This window comes from Streptosporangium sp. NPDC001559 (genome assembly GCF_042893955.1).
Classification (GTDB): domain Bacteria; phylum Actinomycetota; class Actinomycetes; order Streptosporangiales; family Streptosporangiaceae; genus Streptosporangium.
Genome location: NZ_JBIAVG010000004.1, coordinates 293,347 through 317,591, shown reverse-complemented (window position 1 = coordinate 317,591; position 24,245 = coordinate 293,347). Strand labels below are relative to the sequence as shown.

21 protein-coding genes, 1 pseudogene and 3 CRISPR repeat arrays are annotated in these 24,245 nt (G+C 70.4%); of the genes and pseudogenes, 13 read left to right on the top strand and 9 right to left on the bottom strand.

Annotation, left to right across the window (positions count from 1 at the left end; genetic code table 11):
- Positions 1 to 27: 27 nt before the first annotated feature.
- On the top strand, positions 28 to 735 hold the full coding sequence (locus ACFYY8_RS11485; protein WP_390039663.1) for an SDR family NAD(P)-dependent oxidoreductase: 708 nt from the start codon (positions 28 to 30) through the stop codon (positions 733 to 735).
- On the opposite strand, the gene ACFYY8_RS11480 is transcribed toward ACFYY8_RS11485, so the two are convergent.
- From ACFYY8_RS11480 to ACFYY8_RS11470, 3 genes are all read right to left on the bottom strand, one after another.
- The gene (locus tag ACFYY8_RS11480; RefSeq protein WP_390039661.1) at positions 702 to 851 is read right to left on the bottom strand and encodes a hypothetical protein; all 150 of its coding nucleotides are present in this window, start codon (positions 849 to 851) and stop codon (positions 702 to 704) included. The two genes, ACFYY8_RS11485 and ACFYY8_RS11480, sit on opposite strands and share 34 nt — an antisense overlap.
- Positions 824 to 1,870 carry a hypothetical protein gene (locus ACFYY8_RS11475; protein ID WP_390039659.1) on the bottom strand — a complete coding sequence of 349 codons (1,047 nt, stop codon included), beginning with the start codon at positions 1,868 to 1,870 and terminating at the stop codon, positions 824 to 826. Before ACFYY8_RS11475 ends, ACFYY8_RS11480 begins: the two co-directional genes overlap by 28 nt.
- Before the next feature lie 245 nt (positions 1,871 to 2,115).
- The gene (locus ACFYY8_RS11470) at positions 2,116 to 2,736 is read right to left on the bottom strand and encodes a DJ-1/PfpI family protein (RefSeq protein ID WP_390039657.1); all 621 of its coding nucleotides are present in this window, start codon (positions 2,734 to 2,736) and stop codon (positions 2,116 to 2,118) included.
- Between the two features lie 216 nt (positions 2,737 to 2,952).
- On the opposite strand from ACFYY8_RS11470, the gene ACFYY8_RS11465 reads away from it, so the two are divergent.
- The gene (locus ACFYY8_RS11465; protein ID WP_390039655.1) at positions 2,953 to 4,416 is read left to right on the top strand and encodes an alpha/beta fold hydrolase; all 1,464 of its coding nucleotides are present in this window, start codon (positions 2,953 to 2,955) and stop codon (positions 4,414 to 4,416) included.
- A 7-nt stretch (positions 4,417 to 4,423) separates the two neighbouring features.
- Here ACFYY8_RS11465 and ACFYY8_RS11460 read toward each other — a convergent pair whose 3' ends face one another.
- Both ACFYY8_RS11460 and ACFYY8_RS11455 read right to left on the bottom strand, forming a co-directional pair.
- Positions 4,424 to 4,807: a hypothetical protein gene (locus ACFYY8_RS11460; protein WP_390039653.1), complete on the bottom strand. Its 384-nt coding sequence runs from the start codon at positions 4,805 to 4,807 to the stop codon at positions 4,424 to 4,426.
- A gap of 2 nt (positions 4,808 to 4,809) precedes the next feature.
- Complete coding sequence (locus ACFYY8_RS11455) at positions 4,810 to 5,433, bottom strand: TetR/AcrR family transcriptional regulator (protein WP_390039650.1); 624 nt, start codon at positions 5,431 to 5,433, stop codon at positions 4,810 to 4,812.
- A 118-nt stretch (positions 5,434 to 5,551) separates the two neighbouring features.
- A CRISPR array of direct repeats spans positions 5,552 to 6,374; the repeat unit is 29 nt; unit sequence GGGACCATCCCCGCGTGCGCGGGGAGCAC.
- A 310-nt stretch (positions 6,375 to 6,684) separates the two neighbouring features.
- Positions 6,685 to 7,323: direct repeats of the CRISPR family, unit length 29 nt; unit sequence GTGCTCCCCGCGCACGCGGGGATGGTCCC.
- Positions 7,324 to 7,542: 219 nt separating this feature from the next.
- Between ACFYY8_RS11455 and cas3 the strand changes: the two genes are divergently transcribed.
- The 8 genes and pseudogenes from cas3 to cas2e form a co-directional block, all read left to right on the top strand.
- Positions 7,543 to 10,413, top strand: coding sequence for a CRISPR-associated helicase Cas3' (gene cas3, locus ACFYY8_RS11450; RefSeq protein ID WP_390039647.1), 2,871 nt, complete (start codon positions 7,543 to 7,545; stop codon positions 10,411 to 10,413).
- Complete coding sequence (gene casA / locus ACFYY8_RS11445) at positions 10,403 to 12,103, top strand: type I-E CRISPR-associated protein Cse1/CasA (protein WP_390039645.1); 1,701 nt, start codon at positions 10,403 to 10,405, stop codon at positions 12,101 to 12,103. The genes cas3 and casA overlap by 11 nt, the downstream gene beginning before the upstream one ends.
- A 2-nt stretch (positions 12,104 to 12,105) precedes the next feature.
- Positions 12,106 to 12,735: a type I-E CRISPR-associated protein Cse2/CasB gene (gene casB, locus ACFYY8_RS11440; RefSeq protein WP_390039643.1), complete on the top strand. Its 630-nt coding sequence runs from the start codon at positions 12,106 to 12,108 to the stop codon at positions 12,733 to 12,735.
- Positions 12,732 to 13,922, top strand: a complete 1,191-nt coding sequence (cas7e, locus tag ACFYY8_RS11435) for a type I-E CRISPR-associated protein Cas7/Cse4/CasC (RefSeq protein WP_390039641.1) — start codon at positions 12,732 to 12,734, stop codon at positions 13,920 to 13,922. The genes casB and cas7e overlap by 4 nt, the downstream gene beginning before the upstream one ends.
- Positions 13,919 to 14,611, top strand: coding sequence for a type I-E CRISPR-associated protein Cas5/CasD (cas5e, locus tag ACFYY8_RS11430; protein WP_390039639.1), 693 nt, complete (start codon positions 13,919 to 13,921; stop codon positions 14,609 to 14,611). The genes cas7e and cas5e overlap by 4 nt, the downstream gene beginning before the upstream one ends.
- Entirely contained in the window at positions 14,611 to 15,324 is a 714-nt protein-coding gene (gene cas6e / locus ACFYY8_RS11425; RefSeq protein ID WP_390039637.1) for a type I-E CRISPR-associated protein Cas6/Cse3/CasE, read from the top strand. Before cas5e ends, cas6e begins: the two co-directional genes overlap by 1 nt.
- Before the next feature lies 1 nt (position 15,325).
- Positions 15,326 to 16,279: a type I-E CRISPR-associated endonuclease Cas1e gene (gene cas1e / locus ACFYY8_RS11420; protein ID WP_390039635.1), complete on the top strand. Its 954-nt coding sequence runs from the start codon at positions 15,326 to 15,328 to the stop codon at positions 16,277 to 16,279.
- A pseudogene (cas2e, locus tag ACFYY8_RS11415) lies at positions 16,276 to 16,623 on the top strand (type I-E CRISPR-associated endoribonuclease Cas2e); the annotation flags it as partial. The gene cas1e and the pseudogene cas2e, both read left to right, overlap by 4 nt.
- A 106-nt stretch (positions 16,624 to 16,729) precedes the next feature.
- A CRISPR array of direct repeats spans positions 16,730 to 17,002; the repeat unit is 29 nt; unit sequence GTGCTCCCCGCGCACGCGGGGATGGTCCC.
- Between the two features lie 29 nt (positions 17,003 to 17,031).
- Here cas2e and ACFYY8_RS11410 read toward each other — a convergent pair.
- Together ACFYY8_RS11410 and ACFYY8_RS11405 are read right to left on the bottom strand one after the other, a co-directional pair.
- The gene (locus tag ACFYY8_RS11410; RefSeq protein ID WP_390039634.1) at positions 17,032 to 18,183 is read right to left on the bottom strand and encodes a sensor histidine kinase; all 1,152 of its coding nucleotides are present in this window, start codon (positions 18,181 to 18,183) and stop codon (positions 17,032 to 17,034) included.
- On the bottom strand, positions 18,180 to 18,836 hold the full coding sequence (locus ACFYY8_RS11405; RefSeq protein ID WP_390039632.1) for a response regulator transcription factor: 657 nt from the start codon (positions 18,834 to 18,836) through the stop codon (positions 18,180 to 18,182). Before ACFYY8_RS11405 ends, ACFYY8_RS11410 begins: the two co-directional genes overlap by 4 nt.
- A gap of 464 nt (positions 18,837 to 19,300) precedes the next feature.
- On the opposite strand from ACFYY8_RS11405, the gene ACFYY8_RS11400 reads away from it, so the two are divergent.
- Positions 19,301 to 20,680: a hypothetical protein gene (locus tag ACFYY8_RS11400; protein WP_390039630.1), complete on the top strand. Its 1,380-nt coding sequence runs from the start codon at positions 19,301 to 19,303 to the stop codon at positions 20,678 to 20,680.
- On the opposite strand, the gene ACFYY8_RS11395 is transcribed toward ACFYY8_RS11400, so the two are convergent.
- Both ACFYY8_RS11395 and ACFYY8_RS11390 read right to left on the bottom strand, forming a co-directional pair.
- Complete coding sequence (locus ACFYY8_RS11395; protein ID WP_390039628.1) at positions 20,660 to 21,253, bottom strand: cysteine hydrolase family protein; 594 nt, start codon at positions 21,251 to 21,253, stop codon at positions 20,660 to 20,662. The genes ACFYY8_RS11400 and ACFYY8_RS11395 overlap by 21 nt on opposite strands.
- Positions 21,250 to 22,701: an MFS transporter gene (locus ACFYY8_RS11390; protein WP_390039626.1), complete on the bottom strand. Its 1,452-nt coding sequence runs from the start codon at positions 22,699 to 22,701 to the stop codon at positions 21,250 to 21,252. The genes ACFYY8_RS11395 and ACFYY8_RS11390 overlap by 4 nt, the downstream gene beginning before the upstream one ends.
- A gap of 148 nt (positions 22,702 to 22,849) precedes the next feature.
- Between ACFYY8_RS11390 and ACFYY8_RS11385 the strand changes: the two genes are divergently transcribed.
- Positions 22,850 to 23,785 (top strand): LysR family transcriptional regulator, encoded by a 936-nt coding sequence (locus ACFYY8_RS11385; protein ID WP_390039624.1) that lies wholly within the window; start codon positions 22,850 to 22,852, stop codon positions 23,783 to 23,785.
- Between the two features lie 34 nt (positions 23,786 to 23,819).
- Entirely contained in the window at positions 23,820 to 24,221 is a 402-nt protein-coding gene (locus ACFYY8_RS11380; RefSeq protein WP_390039622.1) for a YchJ family protein, read from the top strand.
- The last annotated feature ends 24 nt before the right edge of the window (positions 24,222 to 24,245 follow it).

Below are 24,245 nucleotides of genomic sequence, written 5' to 3'. Positions count from 1 at the left end.
CGTACGGCACGGCCGGAGCATGGGGGCATGACGACAACGCTGATCACCGGAGCGAACAAGGGACTCGGCCTGGAGACCGCACGCCGGCTCGTCGCGGCAGGTCACACCGTCTACATCGGCAGCCGGGACGCCGGACGCGGACGCCGGGCCGCGGAGGAACTGGGCGCGCGGACGGTTCTCGTCGACGTCACCGACGAGGCGTCCGTCACGGCCGCGGCGAAGGTCGTCGAGGCCGAGGGCGGGCTGGACGTACTGGTCAACAACGCCGGTGTCGAAGGGCGGCTGCCGGACGGCGGCGTGGTCGGCGTCGCGGACACCACCGGCGACATGACACGGACGGTGTTCGAGACGAACGTCTTCGGCGTGGTGCGGGTGACCCACGCGTTCCTGCCGTCACTGCGGCGTTCGTCCGCCCCGGTCGTGGTCAACGTCAGCAGCGGTCTGGCCTCGCTGACCGGCGTCGCCACCCCGGGCACACCGCTGTACGCCTACCCGGGACTCGCCTACCCGGCCTCGAAGGCCGCGGTCAACATGATCACTGTGCAGTTCGCGAAGGCGTTCCCCTGGATGCGCGTCAACGCGGTCGAACCGGGCTACACCGCGACCGACCTGAACGGGCACACCGGCCACCAGACCGTCGAGGAGGGGGCCGAGATCATCGTCCGCATGGCCCAGGTGGGTCCCGAGGGACCGACCGGCGGCTACTTCGACAGCGACGGCCCCCTGCCCTGGTGACGCGCTTCCGGTGTCACGTACGGCAGGCCGGTGACCGGGGTCTCGGGGATGCCCCGGTCACCGGCCTGCCGTACGGTTCCGCCTCCGGTCACTCGCCGGGCAGGTGCCAGGTCCACGAGGACTTCTTGACGGTGAAGGAGTCGAGCCTCCTGGTGGTGGCGGTCCCGGGGTCGACCGCGCGCTTCACGAACGAGACGAACGAGCCGTCTCTCTTGTCACCCCGGCCCGTCCAGAGCGTCAGCGTCCCGTTCGTGTCCCAGGAGAGGCGCTGCGGCCTCTCCCCCTTGGGGAGGCGGAGGGTACGGGCGGAGCCGAACGGAACCTTCGTCACGAAGGGTCCGGCCGCCATGTCGTAGACGCGCAGTCCGGGCTTGATCGGAATGATCGTGTCGAGGATCGCGAGCGTGTTCGCGTCGTCGGCCAGCGCGACATGGGCGCCCTCGAACAGGGCCAGGGGCACGCTCTGGGTCCTGACCTTTCCGCCGTTCGCGTCGAGGACCGTGAGGTCGGCGGTGTTGCCCTCGGTGTCCCGCCTCGTGAGCAGGTGCCGTCCGTCAGGGCTCATGGTCAGTACGGAGGTCTTCGCCGCCACCCTGGTCGTCCGGCCGTTGCCGAGGTTGACGATCAGGGCCGGTGCCTTGCCGCCGTAGTCGATCACGGCGAGTGTTCCGCCGGAGGAGAGCGTGGCGTCCACGTCGTCCTGGCCGACCCCCCTGGGCAGGACGTCGGCCCCGCCGGGCAGCGGGCGGACCGTCCCCCGGTCCACGTCGCGGATGACGAGCCGGTCGCCCCTGAGGTAACTCACGTACCGGCCGTCGCCGCTGACCGCCAGGGGAGCGGCGTCGTTCCTGTCGACCTTGCCGTCCGCCCGGCGGGGATGGACCCGCGCGTCGGCCAGCGTGACCGTCCTGCCGTCGCGCAGCGTCAGCGTCACCGCGCCACAGGGCACCGTCAGATTTCTCCTCGCGCAGCCCCTGACCCACGCGTACCGGATCGAGTCGCCGGACACGGCCCCCGCCGTCGCCTCGGCCGACGCCATGACAGGAGCCGCCGTGACGACGGGGGCCGCTGTCAAGACGGGAACCGCTGTCGCGGTGGTGAGAGCGAACAGAGCGAGTCCACGGGAAGGCGTCATCGCTTTTCCTTTCGTCCCCCGGAATACCTTCGTCACCCGGAATAGACGTGTCAGGAAAACGAAAAGTTGCACCCCGGATCAATGAAAATCCATCGAGAAGCCGAAACGGTGGATTTGTCCCGGCGCTTTTCCGGCGCCCTTCCGCGTTCTTCCGTGTTCTTCGGGTGTTCTTCGGGTTTTCTTCAGGACCAAGGAAGGTTCCCCCGGCCCGGGGAACGTTTTCCGGGCCGGGAAACAGGGAGAGGTCAGCGCAGGGTGCGGGCCCGTTCGAGGACCTCGGCCGGGGCCTTGGCCACAGAACCGGTGTCGAAGGGCGGCTGCGGGTCGTACTCGGTGTAGAGCTGGATCGCCTGGGCGGTCACCTCGTCGGAGAGCAGAGCGGCCAGCCGTACGGCCATGTCGATGCCGGAGGAGACCCCGGCTGAGGTGATCACCCGGCCCTGCCTGACCACCCGCTCGGAGGTGTAGGTCGCGCCGTACGACTCCAGGGCGGCGGTCGCCGCCCAGTGGGTGGTGGCGGTCAGGCCGTTGAGCAGGCCCGCCGCGCCGAGCACCAGGGCGCCGGTGCAGACCGAGGTGGTGAAGCGGGTCCCGGCGTGGATCCGGCGCACCCAGTCGAGGAAGGCGGCGTCGGCCACCATGACTTGGAAGCTGCCCCCGCCCGGGACCAGCAGGACGTCGCAGCGCTCGACCTCGGCGTATCCGGTCGGGACGTGCACCGGGAGGGATCCCAGCACGTCCCGCACCATCCCGGGTTCCGCCGTGACGAACCGCACGGTCGCGCCCGGCACATAAGCGAGGATTTCATACGGTCCAATCGCGTCGAGAGGCTCGAAGCCGTCGAAAAGCGGGATCACGATGTCCATGCGCCGCAGCATAGCCATCACCCGCTCGGGGATTTCCCCGGGGCCGGGCGGCGCAGCCGTAAAAAATCGTTTTTTCGCGGTACGGCGGGAAAGGGAGCGCGGGCCGGGCCGGAATCCAAGCGCGGTATGACAGGGCCGGAGTGTCAACTTTCGTTAGCGGAGACGTCCACTTTCTCGGGCAGACCGGGTGGGACGGCGTCCCTAGCGTGGGGCGGCATGATCACACGATGGATGTCCGGCGCCACGGTCGCGCTGACGATCGCCACGGCACTTCCCGCGGCGGCTTCGACGGGGCTTCCGGCGGTGGGCTCGGCGGCGCTTTCAGAGCCGCTCCCGACGGCGGCCTCGGCGCGTGGGGCCGCTCTTGAATGGCGGCCCTGCCCCGGTGAGAAGAGCGAACTGGAGTGCGCCGACCTCGCGGTCCCTCTCGACTGGGACAAACCCGACGGGCGCAAGATCACGCTACGGCTCGGCCGCCTGCCCGCGACCGGCACCGCCGAGGGCTCGGTCCTCATCGCGTACGGTGGGCCCGGCGGCCCCGGCATCGCCACGACCCAGGCCCACGCGGAGATCTGGGCGAACCTGCGTACCCGCATGAACGTCGTCACCTGGGACACCCGGGGGTACGGCGAGCAGTTCGGCGGCCGGAGCGACGGCCTGCCGTGCGTCTGGACCCGCGTTCCCTACCCGGAGTTCCCGGCCGACGACGCCGACTTCGGCAGGCTCTCCGACACCAACCGTGGATACGCCCAGGCCTGCCGCCACGGCGACCCGGAGTTCTTCGCCCACATGAGCTCGGCCGACCACGCCCGTGACATGGAGGCGATCAGGCAGGCCCTCGGCGAGGCGGGACTCAACTTCTACGGCGCCTCCTACGCCGGCCTGTACGCCCAGGCCTACGCCCGCCTCTTCCCCGCCCGGGTACGCACGATGGTGCTCGACGGCACCGTGAACCACAGCGAAGCCGACTGGCTGAAGGAGGTCGGCGAATCCGCCCGCGACAACCAGGCGGCGATGCGGCGCTTCTTCGACTGGTGCGACGACAAGGACACCTGCCCCCTGGGCGACGCGGCCCGCGACTGGCGCAGACTGCTCGCGAAGGCGGAGCGCGCGCCGATCGCGGCCCGCCGGGTCGAGGCGTCCTACGACGCCCAGGACCTGCGGAGTTTCGCGCTCGGCCTCGCCAGGGCGGGGGAGGCGCAGTGGCCCGCCCTCGGCAAGGCCGTCCAGGACGCTCTCAGGGGAGACGCCTCGGGCTTCGCCCCGTCGCGGGGTGCCCGCTATCCGGACCTCACGACCCCCGTCACCGAATGCCTCGACTGGCCGCGCTTCCGCGACCGCGCGGAGACGGCGGCGGCGCTGACCAGGCTACGCCGGTTCGCACCGGACACCGGGGCCGCCTTCACCCTCGCGACGGGTGCGCTGGCCTGCGTCGGCTGGCCGGTGGAAACGACCAACCCGCCGAAGCACCTGCCGAGTGGTCTGCCGCCGCTGCTGGGCGCGGGCGCGTGGGTGGAGTCCGCCGCGACCGCCCGGGTCGTACGGCAGGTGCCGGGCAGCGTCACCATCCGCCACGAGGGACCGGGGCACACGCTCTACCCCTTCAACCCCTGCGCCCGCGACCACATCGACCGCTACCTCACAGACCGCAGGACGCCCCCGCGGAACACGGTCTGCTGACCTCCTTTCACGGTCCGTTCGCCGGAACCGGGGAGGCGCGGAACGCGAGCACCGCCGCCACCAGCAGCAACACCCCGCACACGCCCTGCTCCACGACCATCCAGGTCGGCAGCGCCAGGAACAGCACGACCCCGCCCAACGCGACGAGGATCACGACGAGCACGATCCGCAGGCGCAGGAGCGCCCGGCCACCCCCCTGCTGGGCGCGACGGGCGAACACGAAGGTGAGAACCGACGTCGCCGCCACGATGACACCGCGCACCCACGCCTGCGGCGTGACGAGGGACGGGGCCACGGAGGAGAGGACGGCGATCGCCGCGACGGTAAGCACACTCAGTGCGACGTAGGCGACGACAAGGAACTTGGCCGTGCGTAACGGGGAGACAGGCATGGTCATTTCTCCGAATCGGCGGTGGGAGAGGCCGGAACCGGCCGGACGGACCGCAGGAAGAGCGCGACGATCTCGCTGATGTAGCGATCGAGGTCCAGCTCGGGATGCGCGAGGAAGTAGAACGCCGCCCCGTCGATGACGGCGCGGACCGACAGGGCGGTGATCTCGGCGTCGAACGCGACGAACTCGCCACTGGCCTGGCCGGACTCCAGCAGCCGCCGAAGCGGGGCGGCGGCGTCCTCAAGCTGGACGACCTGGACGGCGTCGGAGTTCTCAATGATCCGCTGGGTCGCGCCGACGTGCGCGGGGTTGAGCGTGATGAAGCGCAGGTTGGTCTCGATGTAGGTGCGGAGCTTCTCGGTCGGGGTCTCCGCGGCCCGTAGCCGCTCCGCCATGAACGCCGCCCCGTCCTCGAACAGCGTCGTGACGACCGCCTGGTAGAGCTCCTCCTTCGAGGCGAAGTGGTACAGCGCGGTGCCCTTGCTGGTCCCCGCCTCCCGCGCGATCCGCTCCAACGAGGCGGCCGGATAACCGTCCTGGCTGATCACCCGGACGGCTGCGGCGATCAGATCCTCCCGCCGGGCCCGCCGCGTACGAGAAGGGCTCCCCGATTCTTTCGACCTCATGGTCCAAAGTTAGACCACACGGTCGAAAAAACCAACGCGGTTCGGGCGGGGAGCCTCCACCGAAGACCATCGGGCACACCCAGCCAGATGTTCATACGAACCGTCCTTCTAGGGCCGCTGGATCATCCCCGCGTGCGCGGGGAGCACACGATCCTGCGCATCGACCCGCTCAAGAAGCCGGGACCATCCCTGCGTGTGCGGGGAGCACTCACCGACCTCCCACCCGAGGTACGCGCCCTAGGGACCATCCCCGCGTGCGCGGGGAGCACGTGGCGGCGCAGGAAGTTGGCCAGGTGCGGAAGGGACCATCCCCGCGTGCGCGGGGAGCACGTGTCTCCCTTCTGGGACGTCAGGGGCCGACTGGGACCATCCCCGCGTGCGCGGGGAGCACGAGACGGACGCCATCGCGGCGTCGGTGCGGCCGGGACCATCCCCGCGTGCGCGGGGAGCACGGTGCGGGCAGGAGGCCGACGTGATCCCACCCGGGACCATCCCCGCGTGCGCGGGGAGCACCTGTCTGTAATCTCTGCGAGGTGCAGGTGGTGGGGACCATCCCCGCGTGCGCGGGGAGCACACCTGGATGCTCCCCGTCGAGCGGCACCCCAGGGGACCATCCCCGCGTGCGCGGGGAGCACGCAACGGCCTCCTCCGTGGAGTGCGTATCTGGGGGACCATCCCCGCGTGCGCGGGGAGCACCCGCCTGACCGAGGAGTCACCGTGATCCGCAGAGGACCATCCCCGCGTGCGCGGGGAGCACCTCACGGGATCGAGATCAACCGGATGAGCCCGGGGACCATCCCCGCGTGCGCGGGGAGCACGGGGGCCGGGGGGGGTCTTCTGGCGGTTGAGCCGGGACCATCCCCGCGTGCGCGGGGAGCACGCGGCCTCCCGGCGTCTCCGCCCCATGGCGGGGGGACCATCCCCGCGTGCGCGGGGAGCACCCTCGGCGACCTGCGGGTTTGTCGGCCGTGAGGGCTGAAAATCATTACTTTCGCTGAGTTGGACATTTCGAGCATATTGCCTGATGGGGTGTAGGGCTTTGAAAGCAAGGGCGGCGGCATGGCTTTCTGGTGCGTAGTGGGTTCCTGTCTCGGGGCGTGCTTGTGGATTGGAGAGCCTTTTGTGCCGTCTCGCACGTTAGCCTTTAGCTAACGTTGTCTTGGCGAACTTCATGGTGTGTCTGATATGTCCAAGTTGATGGAAGTGATGAATTTCCGCCCTTGCTGCCGATAAACCCGCAGGTCGCCGAGGGTGCTCCCCGCGCACGCGGGGATGGTCCCACGAGCACGGGCGCAGCCAACCCGGTCCCGGCGTGCTCCCCGCGCACGCGGGGATGGTCCCGTGCTGGCGGGGCAGACGCTGACGGTCGATACGTGCTCCCCGCGCACGCGGGGATGGTCCCATCTGACGACCCCCAAGGAGGTGGTCCGGTATGTGCTCCCCGCGCACGCGGGGATGGTCCCCAGGGACCGCTATGCCCGGAGGGCGTAGCGTAGTGCTCCCCGCGCACGCGGGGATGGTCCAAAAGGGAGGGGGCGCACGGGGTCACCGTCGGAGTGCTCCCCGCGCACGCGGGGATGGTCCCCCACACACGGGCGTGTTGGCATCTAGACAACAGTGCTCCCCGCGCACGCGGGGATGGTCCCATCGGGTCCTGCGGGGGACGCCCTGCGCGTTTGTGCTCCCCGCGCACGCGGGGATGGTCCCGAATCACAAAGATTGGATCGGCCCCTGCAAGGGTGCTCCCCGCGCACGCGGGGATGGTCCCCGAAGGAGACCCCCATGGCCAACCCCGTGACCGTGCTCCCCGCGCACGCGGGGATGGTCCCTCTGGTGGGCTGATGGTCAGTCCGCTGGCCGTGGGCTCCCCGCGCATGCGGGGATGGTCCTCGCTCCAGGGTCCCCTCCTCGTGGGGCGCCTGGTGCTCCCTCGTGCGGGGATTCTGGCATCTGTAATTTTCTAGGGTGAAGCTCTTTAGTGGGATATATAGGAGGCAAATGGGAGCAATTCATACTCAATAGGGTGATCTTTCCCCTCCGGATATTAGGGGCAGGGGAAATTCGAAATTTTCGAGACACGTTCGGCGGACGTGTGCTTAATTAACTCCCGTGTCGAACACAGGGTCGAACAACCCCTTCGTCCGGGGGCTTTCCGAGGCCGGTCGTAAGGTGTGGGCCAAGCATGATCATGATGCCAACGGGTGGCTTCCGTTGTGGCGGCACATGGCGGACAGCGGTGCGGTCGCCGGGTTGCTGTGGGATCACTGGCTTCCCGCGCAGGTCCGCAGGCTGATCGCCGAGGCGCTCCCCGAGGGGGAGGCCGACGCGCGCAGGCTGGCGATCTGGCTGGCGACCACCCATGACATCGGCAAGGCCACCCCGGCCTTCGCCTGCCAGGTCGAGTCGCTCGCCGACAAGATGCGCGAGGCCGGGCTGGAGATGCCCGTGCGTGAGCGGCTGACCGACCGTCGTCTCGCCCCGCACGGCCTGGCCGGGCTGGTGCTGCTCCAGGAATGGCTGATCGAGCGGTACGGCTGGGCGAAGACGACGACCCTGCCGTTCGGGATCGTCGCGGGTGGGCACCACGGCGTCCCGCCCACCAGCTTGGACGTCAAGAACCTGAATGACCGTCCCGAGCTGTTACGTACTCCGAGCTGTGCGAACCGGTGGCGGGACGTGCAGTGGGAGATCCTCGACCGGTGCGCGCGGGCGTGCGAGGTCGAGGACCGGCTCACGGCGTGGCGGGAGGTCAAACTCACCCAGCCGGCGCAGGTGCTGCTGACCGGGCTGGTCATCGTGGCCGACTGGATCGCCAGTAACTCCGACCTGTTCCCCTACTTCCCCGACGCGGCCGACCAGAGCGACGAGGAGCGGGTCGCGGCGGCGTGGCGTGGGCTGGATCTTCCCGCGCCCTGGCGGGCGGCGGAGCCCGTCGGGGAGGCGGCCGACCTTTTCGCCTCCCGGTTCGAGTTCCCCGTCGGGGCGAAGATTCGCCCTGTTCAGGAGCAGGCCGTACGGCTCGCCCGGGAGATGGACGTGCCCGGTCTGATGGTGATCGAGGCCCCGATGGGGGAGGGGAAGACCGAGGCCGCGCTGGCGGTCGCCGAGATCTTCGCGGCCAGGTCGGGCGCGGGCGGCTGCTTCGTCGCGCTGCCGACCATGGCGACGGGCAGTGCCATGTTCCCCCGGCTGTTGAAGTGGCTGCGCAGGCTTCCCGGCGAGCGGCGCTCGGTGCTGCTGGCACACTCCAAGGCGGCGCTGAACGAGGATTACGCCGACCTGATGCGGGCGGGTAAGCGCGGGATGCGTGCGATCGATCAGGACGGCGAGCGGCGGCGTGGGGAACGTTCCACTGTTCTGGTCGCGCACCGGTGGCTGAGGGGCGCCAAGAAGGGGATGCTCGCGTCATTCGTCACCGGGACGATCGATCAGCTGCTCTTCATGGGGCTGAAGAGCCGTCACCTCGCGCTGCGTCATCTGGCCCTGGCGGGCAAGGTCGTGGTGATCGACGAGGCCCACGCCTACGACGCCTACATGAACTCCTACCTCGACCGGGTGCTGACGTGGCTGGGCGCCTACCGGGTGCCGGTCGTCGTGCTGTCGGCGACGCTCCCGGCCGCGCGGCGGCGTGAGCTGGCCGAGGCGTATGCCGGGGCGGCGAAGGGCAGCGAGAGCTTCGCGAAGCTGGAGGTCGCGGAGGGCTACCCGCTGCTGACGACGGTCCAGCCGGGAGGCGAGCCCGCGTGCGAGCCCGTCGCGGCGTCGGGCCGGGAGACCGAGGTTCTGCTCGAACGGCTGGACGACGATCTCGACGAACTGCGTGAGCGGCTCGCGAAGGAGCTGGCCCAGGGCGGCTGCGCGCTGGTGGTGCGCAACACCGTTGACCGGGTGCTGGAGACGGCTGGCTGCCTGCGGGAGGAGTTCGGCGCGGAGAACGTCACCGTGGCGCACGCCCGGTTCGTCGACCTGGACCGGGCCGCCAAGGACGCCGGCCTGCTGGACCGTTTTGGCCCTCCTGGGCGCAGCGAGGGGCGCAGACCCGTCGGCGGCCCACACATCGTGGTCGCCAGCCAGGTCGCCGAACAGTCCCTCGACATCGACTTCGACCTGCTGGTGACCGACCTGTGCCCCATCGACCTGTTGTTGCAGCGTATGGGCCGCCTGCACCGGCATGTGCGTGACGACCGTCCCGAGCTGTTGCGTACGGCCCGCTGCCTGGTGGCCGGTGTCGACTGGACGGCGACGCCGATCGATCCGGTGAAGGGATCGCGAGCCGTCTACGGGTCGTACGCGCTGCTGCGGTCGGCCGCCGTGCTTGAGCCGTACCTCACCGGGACGGCCCCGACGGGCCACGCCGTACGGCTGCCGCAGGACATCAGCCCGCTCGTGCAGCGGGCATACGGCACGGAGCCGGTCGGCCCGGACGGCTGGCAGGAGGCCCTGGCCCGTGCCCGCGAGGAGCACGACGTGTGCCGGAACGGACAACACGACAAGGCGCAGAGTTTCCAGCTCGCGGGGGTGGGCAGGGAGGGGCGGTCGCTGCTCGGCTGGATCGAGGCGGGGGTCGGCGACGCGGACGACAGTCCCAGGGGCCGGGCGCAGGTCAGGGATGGTCACGACTCCGTGGAGGTGCTGGTGGTCCAGCGCCGGGCGGACGGCTCCCTGGTCACGCTGCCGTGGCTGGACAAGGACCAGGGAGGGCTCGAACTCCCGGTGGACACGGCGCCCGAGCCGAGCCTCGCCCGCGTCGTCGCCTCGTGCGGCCTGCGGCTGCCGCATCACTTCTCGTATCCCGGGGTGATCGACCAGGCGATCGAGGAGCTTGAGGCCAGTTACCTCCCGGCCTGGCAGTCGAAGGAGAGCCCCTGGCTGGCCGGGGAGCTGCTGCTCGTGCTCGACGAGGAGGGCCGGGCCAGGCTGGCCGGCTACGACCTGCACTACACCCCCGACGACGGCCTGAAGGTGACCCGTGCCGAGTGACCTGTCCTTCGACCTGACCCGTGAGCGGTGGCTGCCCGTACGGCGCCGCGACGGCAGTGCGGACGAGCTTTCCCTGCGGGACGTCTTCGTGCAGGCCGCCGACCTGCAGCGGATCGTGGGAGACGTGTCGACGCAGGAGTTCGCGCTGCTGCGGCTGCTGCTGGCGATCCTGCACGACGCGATCGACGGTCCGAAGGAGATCGAAGACTGGCAGGAGCTGTGGGACAACGGCCTGCCCGTCGATCGGATCACGAAATATCTGGACGAGCACCGCGACAGGTTCGACCTTCTCCACCCGGAGCGGCCGTTCTTCCAGACGGCGGGGCTGAGCGCCGTTTCCGGGGAGGTCGGCGCGCTGGACCGGTTGGTCGCCGACGTTCCCAACGGCAGGCCCTTCTTCACCATGCGGGCCAGGGGTGTCGATCGGCTCGGCTTCGCCGAGGCCGCCCGATGGCTGGTGCACGCCCATGCCTTTGACACCTCCGGCATCAAGACCGGTGTCAAGGGTGACGACCGGGTCAAGGGCGGCAAGACCTACCCTCAAGGCGTCGCCTGGGCGGGCGCCCTTGGCGGTGTCCTGGCCGAGGAGGACAGCCTCGCGAAGACGCTGCTGCTCAACCTGGTCGCCTTCGACACCCCCGGTCTGCGGATCGACGCACACGACGACCTGCCCGCCTGGCGGCGTGACCCGTCGAAGCCGGGTCAGCTCAAACCCCTGGAGTTGAGCACCCGCCCCAACGGGCCGCGTGACCTGTACACCTGGCAGTCCAGGCGGGTCAGGCTCGCCTTCGACACCGACGGCGTGTACGGCATCGTCCTGACCTATGGAGATCCGCTCACCCCGCACAACAAACACACCCGTGAGCCGATGACGGGCTGGCGGCGCAGCCCGGCACAGGAGAAGAAGCTGGGTCAGGCGCAGGTGTATCTCCCTCGTGAGCACGACCCCAGCCGCAGCGCGTGGCGAGGGCTCGGGGCACTGATCGCCGGTCGCGCCGAGGGAGGCGAGCAGCGGGGCGAGGCGGCGGCCATCGTCCGGCCGCGCGTTCTCGACTGGGTCGCCCGCCTCACCGTCGAGGGTGACCTGCCCGCCGACCTGCTGATCCGCGCCCGGCTGTTCGGCGTGGTGTACGGCACGCAGCAGTCCGTCATCGACGAGATCGTGGACGACGCCGTGGCGATGCGGATCGTCCTGCTGAGGCAGGACGACCGGAGGCTCGGCCAGACGGCGATCGACGCGGTGGCCGACGCGGAGAGGGCCGTGGCCCTGCTGGGTGACCTGGCCGCCGACCTCGCCAGGGCGGCAGGGGCCGACGTGGAGGCTCCCAAAGCCGCGGCCAGGAACCTCGGTTTCGCCACTCTCTACGGGGTGTTCCGCGACTGGCTCACCACACTCGGCTCCGAGGACGCTCCTGCGGATCCCCGCGCGGCCTGGCAGGACGAGGCGCACCGGTGCGTCGGGAACCTGGGCGAGGACCTGGTCAAACAGGCGGGGGCGGACGCCTGGCAGGGGCGCATCGAGACGTGGAACGGCAAGCAGGTCTGGCTGAACAGCTCACAGGCCGACCTGCTGTTCCGCACCCGACTGCGCAAGGCGTTGCCCGGCACGGGCCGTCCGGCCGGTGGTTCCCCAGACGACGAAACCGACGATTCCCCGGATGGCGGCGAGTCGCCGGATACGGAGGCATGAGCATGACCACCCCAACGATCCGGCAGCCCGTGGCGAAACGGGTCAGCGAGGCCGTCGGTGCCCGTGTCGGCGCGTTGCAGCGGGGCTACCTCAACGACGAGAGCTGGGCCGTCGCGGCTCTGGCCCAGCTCAGAGGTGGCGCGGGAAAGCTTCCCGAAGAGGCGCACGACCTGGTCGGGCTGACCGGTGCCGAAGGGCTCTACGACGGGGGAGGGCTCTCCGAGGCCGAGGAGATCAGGGCGGAGGCCGCGCTCTTCCTGGCGGTCACCCTCTACGCCCTGCACCAGCAGTCACGTTCGGATCAGGGCATGCATCGGCGCGGGGCCGAGCTGGGCGCCGCCGTACGGCGGTTGATGCCGCCCGGTGACCTCGACGAGCCGATCCTGAAGCACTTCAGGCGTGTCGGAGCCGCCGAGACTCGTGCGGCGCTGGCCGAAAGGCTGCGTCAGATCGTCTCGCTGCTGCGCAGGGAGTCGATCCCGCTCGACTACGCCCTGCTGTCCGAGCAGCTCTACCTGGCCCAGACCCCGGAGGGGATGCGTCAGGTCCGTGCCAGGTGGGGGCGCAGCTTCCACGCATACCGTTCCACCGACTCCGGCGACGCCGGTTCCACCGACAAGGACCCCCGATGACCCGCACCATCCTCGACTTCCACGTGTTGCAGACCGTTCCGCCGAGCTGCCTGAACCGCGACGACACCGGCACCCCCAAGACCGCCGTCTACGGCGGGGTGCGTCGTGCCCGGGTCTCCAGCCAGGCGTGGAAGCGCGCGACCCGGCAGGAGTTCCACAACCTGCTCGACCCCTCCGAGCTGGGAGTCCGTACCCGCAGGATCGCCGAGCTGCTGGCCGTACGGATCGGGCGGCTCGACGGGACGATCGCGGAGGCGGAGGCGTGGAACCTGGCCGCGCAGACGGTCCAGCTCGCCACCGGCAGCAAGGTCGAGACCCCCAAGCGCAAGGCCAAGGAGGGGCAGGAGGCCGCGGTCGCGCCCGAGGCGAAGTATCTGCTGTTCCTCAGCGCGCACCAGCTCGACGGACTGGCCGAGATCGCGGCCAAGGGGCACGGGGCGGGCAAGGACTACTTCAAGGACAAGGCCACCAAGGAGCTGGCCAGGCAGCTCGCGGGCGGCAGGCACTCGGTGGACATCGCGCTGTTCGGCCGAATGGTCGCCGACGGTGCCGAGATCAACGTCGATGCCGCGGCGCAGGTCGCGCACGCCATCAGCGTGCACCGGGCGGACAACGAGTCCGACTACTACACGGCCGTAGACGACTACAAGGAGCGGGAGGACGACGACGCGGGCGCGGGCATGATCGGCACCGTGGAGTTCAACTCCGCCACCCTCTACCGCTACGCCGCCGTGGACGTCGACCTGCTGCGCCGCAACCTCGGCGAGGGCCTGCGGGAGGACGAGCAGACCACCGAGCCCGTACGGCGGGCCGTCGAGGCGTTCACCCGATGCTTCCTGACCTCGATGCCCACCGGGAAGATCAACACCTTCGCCAACCACACGCTGCCGGACGCGGTGCTGGTCAAGGTCCGTTCCGCCAGGCCGGTCAGCTTCGCCGGAGCCTTCGAGGAGCCGTGCCGTACGGAACCGGAGACCGGTGGATATGTCCGGCACGCGGCGCGGGCGCTGGCCGCCTACGTCCCCGAGGTCGAGAAGGCGTACGGCGTCGCGGGTGACGACCCCGCATGGTTGCTGCGGATCGGGAGCAGCACCGAGGCGTTGTCCGGCCTCGCCACGGAGGTGTCTCTCGACGAACTGGTGACGGCGGTCGGTGCCGAGGTCGTCCGGCGACAGGGCGGGGCATGAGCGTCCTGCTGATGCAACTGGCCGGCCCCCTGCAGTCGTGGGGGGCGTCCTCGCGCTTCGCGCGCCGTACGACCGAGGCGGCTCCGACCAAGAGCGGCGTCATCGGACTCCTCGCGGCGGCCGAGGGGCGGCTGCGGACCGACGACATCGACGACCTGGCCGCGTTGCGCTTCGGGGTGCGGATCGACCAGCGTGGCACGCTCCTGCGTGACTTCCACACCGCGCACCACTTCGCGGGCGGCGAGGCCATGCCGGTCTCCGAGCGCTTCTACCTGGCCGACGCGGTCTTCGTCGCCGGAGTCGAAGGAGAGGGCGAGACGGTCGAGGGGCTGTACCGGGCGTTACGGGAACCGGTCTTTCCCCTCTATCTCGGTCGCCGCTCCTGCCCGCCGTCCCGGCCGGTGGAGCTGGGGGTTCATCACGACCTCACCCTGGAGGAGGCGTTGCGGGCGGAGGAGTGGCGGGCCGCGCGGTGGTGCCAACGACGGCAACGCGGCACCGTCAACCTGGAGATCCTCGTCGAGGGGCCGGGGGAGGACACCCTGCGCGACCAGCCGCTCAGCTTCGACCCACTGCACCGCCGATACGCCCTGCGCGGCGTCCGGCACCTGCCACCGGTGCGGATGCAGGTGCCCGGCACCGTCGTACGGCCCGGCCACGATCCGATGTCCGCGCTGGAGAGCGTCTGATGTATCTGACCAGGTTCCGTCTCAACACCGCCAGGATCGGCGCCCGCAAACTGCTGGCGTCACCGCAGCGGCTGCACGCCGCGGTGATGTCCTCCTTCGCGGAGGTTCCACAGGTCGGAGAAGGCCCGAGGGTGCTGTGGCGACTCGATCGCGGCGGGGCGGCCGAGACCCTCCTCTACATCGCCAGCCCCGACGAACCCGACCTCACCCATCTGGTCGAGCAGGCGGGCTGGCCCCAGACGGGCCGGTGGGACACCCGTGACTACGAGTCCTTCCTGGCCCGGCTCGCCAAGGGAGACCGGTGGGCCTTCCGGCTCACCGCCAACCCCGTCCACAGCATCCGCCGCGCCCCGGAGGAACCGACCAAGGTCACCGCGCACGTCGGACGACGCCACCAGTCGGGCTGGCTGCTGACCCACCAGGAGAGGGCGGGGTTCCGGGTGGTCGAGACGCCCGAGGAACGGCGTCTCCTGCCGGAGGACGAGCAGTACGCGCCGACGCCGAAGGGCGACCGGTACGAACTGGTCGTCCACGACCAGCGACAGCTCTCCTTCACCAAGGCCGGGCAGCGGAAACCGGTGACGCTGACCGCCGTCACGTTCGACGGGCGCCTTGAGGTGACCGACCCGGACGCGCTTCGCCGTACCCTGACCCACGGCCTCGGTCGGGCCAAGGCGTACGGCTGCGGCCTGATGACGCTGGCGGTGGTGTGACGTGACCACCGTCGGCAGACGTGGTGCCTCCTCACCACGTGAACTCACCCGGATGGGTGACCGGCTGTCGTTCGTCTACCTCGAACGATGCGTCCTGCACCGTGAGGACAACGCCCTCACCGCGGAGGACGCCGAGGGCGTCACCCACATCCCGTCCGCGACGATCGGGACGCTCCTGCTCGGCCCCGGGGTACGGGTCACGCACCAGGCGATGAGTGTGCTGGGCGACAGCGGCGCTGGCGTGGCGTGGGTCGGGGAGCAGGGAGTGCGCTTCTACGCGGGCGGCAGATCGCTGAACCGCTCCTCCAACCTGGTCGAGGCGCAGGCGGCCAGGTGGGCCAACCGCCGTACTCGACTCGACGTCGCCCGCGAGATGTACCGCATGCGCTTCCCGAAGGAGGACCCGGCCGGTCTCACCCGGCAGGAACTCCTCGGCAGGGAAGGACGCAGGGTCAAGGACTGCTACCGCAGGGAGTCCGGCAGAACCGGAGTCTCCTGGAACGGCCGGGTCTACGTCCCCGGAGACTTCGACTCCGGCGACCCCATCAACCGCGCCGTCACCGCCGCCGCCCAGTGCATGTACGGCATCGCCCAGACCGCCGTCTCCGCCCTCGGCTGCGCCCCGGGGCTCGGCTTCGTCCACTCCGGGCATGAGTTGGCGTTCGTGCTGGACATCGCCGACCTCTACAAGACGGAGGTCGCCATTCCCGTCGCGTTCGACGTGGTGGCCGAGAGCGAGGAGGACATCGGTTCCCGCACCCGACGGGCGATCCGGGACGAGGTCAACAGACTCGGTCTGCTGCGGCGCTGCGTGAACGACATCAAGCACCTCGTGCTGCTGGGCGAGACGCAGGAGGTTCCCGCCGAGGACGACATGGACCGGGTGATGCTCCAGAGCGACGACGGGGTCGAGGTGGAGTCGGGCCACAATCACGATGACGGAGTGCCCTGGTGACCGTCATCGTGCTCACCCGTTGTCCTGCCGGCCTTCGGGGATTCCTGACCCGCTGGCTGATGGAGATCTCCCCGGGCGTCTTCATCGGGAGACCCTCGACCAGGGTTCGGGAGGCGCTGTGGGCCGAGGTGGCGCAGTACGTGGACACCGGCCGCGCGCTCCTGGCCCACACCACCGACACCGAGCAGGGCTTCGCCTTCGCGACGTACGACCACAAGTGGCACCCGATCGACCACGAGGGACTCGTCCTGATCCGTCGCCCCAAGGAACGGCCCGCGATCACCTCGGCCACCACGGAGGCTCCCAAGGGCTGGAGCAAGGCCTCCAAGCGTCGTCGCTATGGACGGACGGTGGTTGCCGATCAGGGTGCTGGCGCTGTCCGAAATGTCCGACTCAACGAAAGTAATAAAAATCCGCCCCACCCCACCATGAACCCGCAGGTCACCGAGGGTGCTCCCCGCGCACGCGGGGATGGTCCCGGAAGGCCCAACTCGGCGAGGATCGGGATATGGTGCTCCCCGCGCACGCGGGGATGGTCCCCTGCGCAGCCACGATCTCCAGGCCGGTCTGCTGTGCTCCCCGCGCACGCGGGGATGGTCCCGCACAGGGCGCGGAGTTCGACCGTGCCGAGCCGTGCTCCCCGCGCACGCGGGGATGGTCCCACCGCCACGACCCACAGCGCTTCACTCACCGTGTGCTCCCCGCATGTGCGGGGATGGGTTTTCAGGGCTCTGGGCACCGGTGATGAGGTGTCATGTCGGGCTGGGGAGTTCGGTGGTTATGGTCAGGCCGCCTTCTTCTCTGGGGCGGGCTGTCACGGTGCCGTCGTGGGCGTCGGCTATGGCGCGGACGATGGACAGGCCGAGGCCGCTGCCGCGTTCGGAGCGTAGCCGGTCGCCGTGCAGCCTGCGGAAGGGCTCGAAGATCGTCTCGATCTCGTACGGCGGGACCGGCAGGCCCGTGTTCGCCACGACCAGTTCGGCCGCGTCCGTGCGCTGACGGGTGGTCACCCACACCTCGCCACCCTCGTGGTTGTGCCGGATGGCGTTCTCGACGAGGTTCTGCACGAGCCGTTCCAGCAGCACCGGATCTCCCGCGGTCGGCACGGAGTCCAGCAGCCGGTGCACGGTCACCGAGCGTTCCCCCGCCTCGGCGCCCGCCTGGTCGAGGACGTGTTCGACCACGTCCGACAGGTCGAAGGGACGCCGGTCGAGTACGGCCTGCTCACCTTCGGCGAGGGCGAGGAGACCGTCGATCAGCCGTTCGTGCCGGGTGTTGACCAGCAGCAGGGACTCACCGAGTCGTTTGAGGTCGTCGGTCGCGTCGGGGCGTCTGACGGCCACGTCGACCAGTGTCCGGTTGATGGTCAGCGGGGTGCGCAGCTCGTGTGAGGCGTTGGCGACGAAGCGGCGCTGGCCGTCGAAGGCGCGGGCGAGACGGGTGAGCATGGTGTCGAAGACGTCGGCCAGTTCGGCGACCTCGTCGCGTGGCCCGGTGTAGGCGATGCGTTCGGTCAGGTTGTGGCTCTGGGCGACCCGTCTGGCGGTCTCGGTCACCTGCTGGACCGGGCGCAGCGCCCAGCCGCCCACCCACCAGCCGTACCAGACGGCTATCGCGCTGGAGACGGCGAGTCCGGCGCCTCCCACGGTGAGGAGGGTGCTCAGCGTGTCGCGCTGGTAGATACGCCGGACCTGTTCGGCCCGTCTGATGGCCACCTGGTACTCGCGGTTGTTCGCGTCGTAGGGCCCCTCGGCCATCGTGATGTACTTGGGTTTGCCCAGGCCGTCACGGGGTTCCAGACTGTTGCGCACCAGGAGGTAGACCCCGGTCAGCAGCAGGGTGCCGATGACGAGGAACACCGCGCCGCAGGCCACCGCGAGCCGCATTCTGGCGGTCGGCTTCATGGGATGCGGTATCCGACGCCGGGGACGGTCTCGATGACGGGTGGGTCGCCGAGTTTGCGGCGCAGCTTCATCATTGTGGTCCGCACGGTGTTGGTGAAGGGGTCGATGTGCTCGTCCCACACCTTCTCCAGCAGGTCCTCGGACGAGACGACCGCTCCGTCGGCCCGCAGCAGTTCGGCGAGCACACCGAACTCCTTGCGGGCCAGCGGCACGTAACGGCCCTCGCGGTAGACCTGCCGGTGGGCGCGGTCGAGCCGTACACCGGCGCGTTCGAGCATCGGCGGGTCGGCGGGCCTGGCGCGGCGGCCGAGGGCGTGCACCCGGGCGAGCAGTTCCTCGAAGGCGAACGGTTTGGGCAGGTAATCGTCGGCGCCGAGGGAGAGCCCGGCCACCCGGGAGCGGACGTCGGCCGCCGCGGTCAGCATCAGGATCCTGACCAGGGCGCCCGAGTCGACCACGGTCCTGCAGACGTCGTCGCCGTGCACTCCGGGCAGGTCGCGGTCCAGGACAAGCACGTCGTAGTCGTGGACGCCGAGCCGTTCGAGGGCGGATTCGCCGTCGTAGGCGATGTCGACGGCCAGCGCCTCCGCGCGCAGGCCCTCGGCGATCGAGTCCGCGAGCATGCGCTCGTCCTCGGCGATCAGAACGCGCAACGATCCTCCCCCTGAATCCCCGGCGCGCACGGAACACATGCTCCGCGAGGTTCGCGGGAACGCGCACCTCGTCCGGTCGAATCCCCCGGCGCGTACGGAACGCGCGCCCGGACAGCATCCCGGAACACGCATAACGCCGCCATAACCAAATTTGGTGACGTTCAGGTTATCGATCAACGGGTCTACTCCACCACCGACGCGGGAAGCCGTCCCGCGCGGGAACAGGAGAGTGGTCGATGCCGAACCCACGGTCCGCACCCCCGGAGCTCCAGTCCGGATATTCCCCACCTTCGGATGCCGAATCACCAGGTTCACCGGTTCGGCTGGACACGTCGGTTTCGCAGCCGGTGGACGTTCCACGGGTCGAGCGGCGGAGAGAAAACGGGCACAGCCCGCCCACCGGGGCACCCGGGCCGCTCCGGCGCCGTCGCATCCGGCTCCCGGGCAGGCCGTACGGTCCGGCGTTGCGGCGGCATCGGCTGTTCGTGCTGGTCCTCGTGGGCGCGGGGGCGCTACGAGGGCTGGTCATGCTCGGTTACCGGCCTGCCCAGCTCTACTGGTACGACTCGTTCACCTATCTCGACACGGCCATGCACATGAGGCCGTCCGCGCAGTTCCATCCGGCCGGGTACCCCTTCCTGCTGTGGCTGCTGCGGCCCTTCCACAGCGTGGTGGTGATCGCGGGAGTCCAGCACGTCATGGGGCTGGGCATCGCGCTGATGGTCTACGCGACGTTGCGGCGCCGGTCGCTGCCCGGCTGGGGGGCGACCCTGGCCACGTTGCCGGTCCTGTTCGACCCCGGATTTCTACGGCTTGAGCACGCCGTCCTCTCCGACACCCAGTTGATCTTTCTGGTGGTGGCCGCGCTCACGGTTCTGCTGTGGCGGCGGGTGCCGACGGTCCCGGCGGCGGCCTGCGCGGGCCTGTTGACGGCGTTCGCCGGGCTGACCAGGACCGTCGCGGTGCCGTTGCTCGGCCTGCTGTTGCTCCACCTTCTCGTACGGCGGGCGGGATGGCGTCCCGTGGTGGCGCTGGCGCTGGCCGGGGTCATGCCGCTGACGGCCTACGCGGGCTGGTACGCCGCCCACCACGGCAGGTTCGCGCTCAGCGGTTCCGACGGGGTGGCGTTGTGGGCGCGCACCATGACCTTCGCCGACTGCTCGGTCATCAGGCCTCCGGCGCGGGAGGCCGTGCTGTGCCCGAACGGCACGGTCGTCGACGCGGCCTCCGAGTACGTCTGGGCGGCGGACGCCTCCCTCAACCGGCTGCCCGGAGACCGGTTCTCCCACAACGACCTGGCCCGGTCGTTCGCGCTGCGCGCCATCGCCGCCCAGCCGTTCGACTATCTCCGCGACGTCGCCGCGGACACCTCGCTCGCCTTCGCCTGGGCTCCGGTCGCCCATCCGAAGCGGGTCGGTTCGGCCCTCACCTTTCCCCGGGGGAGCTGGCCGCTGCCCGACTTCCCGCTGATCGACAAGGTTCGCCAGGAGTACGACCCGGGCATCCGGGGACTGTCCTCCGTCGAGCCGTACGCGGGGCTGCTGGCGGCCTACTCCTATCCGTCATTCCTACACGGCCCGTTGCTGGGGGCGGTTCTGCTGCTGGGCGGGCTCGGGGTGCTGCGGCGGCGTCGTACGGCCCTGCTGCCGTGGGCGGTGGCGCTGTTCCTGCTGGTGGCTCCGGTCGCGGCGCTCGACTTCGACAACCGTTACGTCCTGCCCGCCTTCCCGGTCGCCTGCGTGGCCGCCGCCCTGGCTCTCCGTCCGAGCAGGAGCGCCTCGGCGGGAAACGTCTCGGGGAGAGGCCTCCTGGGAAGGTGGCGGTCACTCCGTGCGCAGGAGTGAGCGGAGTTCCGCGACGTCGATGATGTGGGCCACTCTCGGGAAGACGCCGGTCATCAGGGCCCGGTGAACCTGTGGGTCCGGGTCGGCGACACAGTCGGAGAGGATGTGGAGCCGGTAGTCGCGGTCGGCGGCGTCGGTGACGGTGGACAGCACGACGCCACTGGTGGAGATACCGGCGATGACCAGGGTGGTGACTCCGCGATCCCGCAGCCGCCGGTCCAGGTCCGTCGTGGACAGCGCGCCGATGCGGGTCTTGCGGACGACGATGTCGCCGGGTTCGGGGGCGAGCCGGGGGTGGATGTCCGTCGCGGCGTCCGCGTGGTGCATGAGGCGTTGCCGTCCGAGGAAGGAGAAGGGTTCGTTGGTCGGCGGGATCGCCGCCCAGTCGTCCTCGGTGAACCCGACCCGCACGTAGGCGACGGTGGCGCCGTACGCCCGCATGCCGGCGATGGCGTCGGCCGTCCGTGACAGCGGCGACCGGGGGTCGGGGAGCGTGTCCAGGATTCCCCGCTGGTAGTCCATGACGAGCAGCGCGGTGGTCCTGGGGTCCAGCGTCGGGGTCGTGTCGGTCATCTTCTCTCCTGGGCGGGCGATCCGGCGGGCGATCCGGTGGTCGGTCTGGTGGTCGATCCGGTGGGTGCTTCGACGGGCGATTCGTTGGGTGCTTCGGTGGGCGTTCGGGTGGGTGCTTCGACGGGCGCTTCCGCAGGTGTCTCGGTGGGTTTTTCGGTGAGCGACGGGAGCGGTTCGGCGCGGGGCGTCGCGAGGCGGCGGGGGAGGAACAGGGGGGTCACCAGCAGGAGCGCGCCGGCCAGGCCGATGGCCGCGCGTGGGCCGAGCAGGCTGCCGAGTACGCCCCAGATCGCCGTCAGGAGCGCGGTCGAGGCCCTGGTCGTCACCGCCCAGGCGGACAGCGTGCGGGTGATCCGGTCGTTCGCGGTGCGTTCGAGGCGGTAGGTGGCGTAGACGGGGTTGAAGACCCCGCAGCAGAGGATGAGCCCGAGTTCGACGCCCATCACCAGCAGCAGCCCTCCGGTGCCCGGCCCGAGGAAGACGAGCCCGACGAGCCAGAGCGCGCGTAGGGTCCCGGCCGTCACCAGGACCCGATGCTGTCCGAACCGGGTGACGAGCGGCCGGGCCAGCCGCGCGCCGACCAGCCCGCCGATCGCGGGTACGGCGAAGGCGAGGCCGTACTGCCACGGGGTGAACCCGAGCGGGCCGAGCATCAGGACGGCCAGCAGCGCGTCGGCGGCCATCACCAGGCCGTTGAACAGGGCGGTGTTGAGGAACAGCGGCCGCAGTGCCGGGTCGGCGAGGATGTACCGCCAGCCGTCGAGCAGGTCCCCGGCCCGCGAGACCTCCCGGCGTCCGGGCCGTGGTTCCCGACCGTCCGCCGTACGGTCGCCCGAAACGGCGGGGCGGCTGTCCGGGGCGGACGGGCGACGGCTCGGGGCTGAGAGGCGGATGCCCAGGGCTGAGATCAGGTAGCTGATCGCGTCGGCCAGTACCGTCGCCACCGGGCCGAGGAGTCCGATCGCGGCACCGCCGAGCGGGGGTCCGACGATCGTGGTCGTCCAGGTCGTGGACTCGAACCGGGCGTTGGCGACGAGCAGGTCCTCGGCGGGCAGCAGCGTCTTCAGGTAGGCGCCGGAGGCGGCGCGGAAGGTGATGTCGGCCGCCGCGACGACGACCGAGACCAGCAGGAGCTGGACGAAGGTGAGCACGCCGAGCGCGAACGCGGCGGGGATCGTCAGCAGCGCCGCGAACCGCGCCAGGTCCGTCCCGATCAGCACCGGCCGTTTGCGGCGGAACTCGACCCACGGGCCGAGCGGCACCGCCACGGCCGCGCCGACCGCCGCCCCCACGGAGGACAGCGCCGCGACCTCGGCGGGTCCGGCGTGCAACACCTGGACGGCGATCAGCGGGAACGCGCCGAAGGCGAGCCAGGTGCCGAGCGCGCTGGTACCGTACGCCCCCCAGAGCCACCCGAACGACCGCCCCAGCCGGTGTCTGTCTCTCAAAGCCATCCGAACCGCCGCCCGTCTCTCGTGGTCGTCATCGCACAACCGTTCGGTGATCGGGAGTATCAAAGCGAGAGCCACGCCCTGGGATCAAACAACCGGGAGGCCGCAGGGCCACAACCGATGGTTGTGTCACTAGGGTGTCGGCATGGATCTAGAAGCCGTCCGGACCTTCGTCGCCGTCGCGGAGGCGGGGCAGTTCCAGGAGGCCGCGGCCGAGCTCGCGGTCACCCAGCAGGCCGTCTCCAAGCGCGTCGCCACGCTGGAGCGCGACCTCGGCGTGCGGCTGTTCACCCGCACGCCGCGCGGTGCCGAGCTCACCATCGACGGACAGGCGTTCCTGCCCCACGCGCGGGAGCTGCTCAGGGTCGCCGAGCGCGCGGTCGCGTCCGTGCGTCCCGGCGGCCGTCCGCTGCGCGTCGACGTGATCGCCTCACGGGGCGCGACGTCGGGCCTGATGCGCGGCTTCCACCAGGCTCATCCCGAGATCGAACTCGACGTGGTGATGCTGTTCGACATCGAGCAGGCCGTCGCGGCGATCAGGTCCGGCGTGATCGACGCGTCCTTCCGCGCCGTCGCCATGCCCGGCCGACCCCTTCCCGAGGACGTCGAGTCCGTCCGGGTGCTCGACGAGCCGCTCCAGCTTCTCACCGGCCCCGCCCACGCGCTGGCGGGCGCCCGTTCGGTGACCGTGGCCCAGCTCGTCGGGCACCGGATCTGGATGCCCGGTATCGTCCCCGGCACCGAGTGGGGCGCCTACTACGACGACCTCGTCGCCGAGTTCGGCCTCACCATCGAGGCGACCGGGCCGAACTTCGGCTCCGACGTGCTCATCGACAGCGTCGCCGACACCCCGGCCCTGGCCACCTTCATGAGCGAGCGGACCCGCCTCGTCTGGCCCGCCGACCACGGTCTTCGCCGCATCCCGGTGACCGATCCCACGCCCGTCTACCCGCACTCGCTCCTGTGGCGCCGCGACAACCCCCACCCCGCGCTGGCGACCCTCCGCGCGTATCTCGCCGCCACGGCGGCCGGTCACGAAACGGCCGGAACCTGGGTGCCGGACTGGACGATCCGGCGCTGAACCACACGCGGAATCGGCCAGGCACAATGAGGGAATGTCACGTCGCACCCAGCTTCGCCCCTCCGCCACCTCGTGTCCCTGCGGGGCGGCCGTGCCGTACCGCGACCACTGCGGTCCACTGCACCGGGGGGAGGCGGCGGCGAGTACGGCGGAGGCGCTGATGCGCTCCCGGTTCAGCGCCTTCAGCGTGGGGGACGCCGGTTACCTGCTGCGCACCTGGCACCCGAGCACCCGCCCTGGGCATCTCGACCTCGGCGGCGGGACGCGCTGGGTGCGCCTGGAGATCCTGGAGACCACCGGCGGCAGCGCCGTGCACACCGAGGGGACGGTGCGTTTCCGCGCCCACTATCTGGAGCGGGGCGTGCCGGGGGAGATGGAGGAGAACAGCCGGTTCGTCAGGTACGGCGGCGCCTGGGTCTACCTCGGAGCGCTCTGACCGGGGCCGGGGACGAATTCAGGC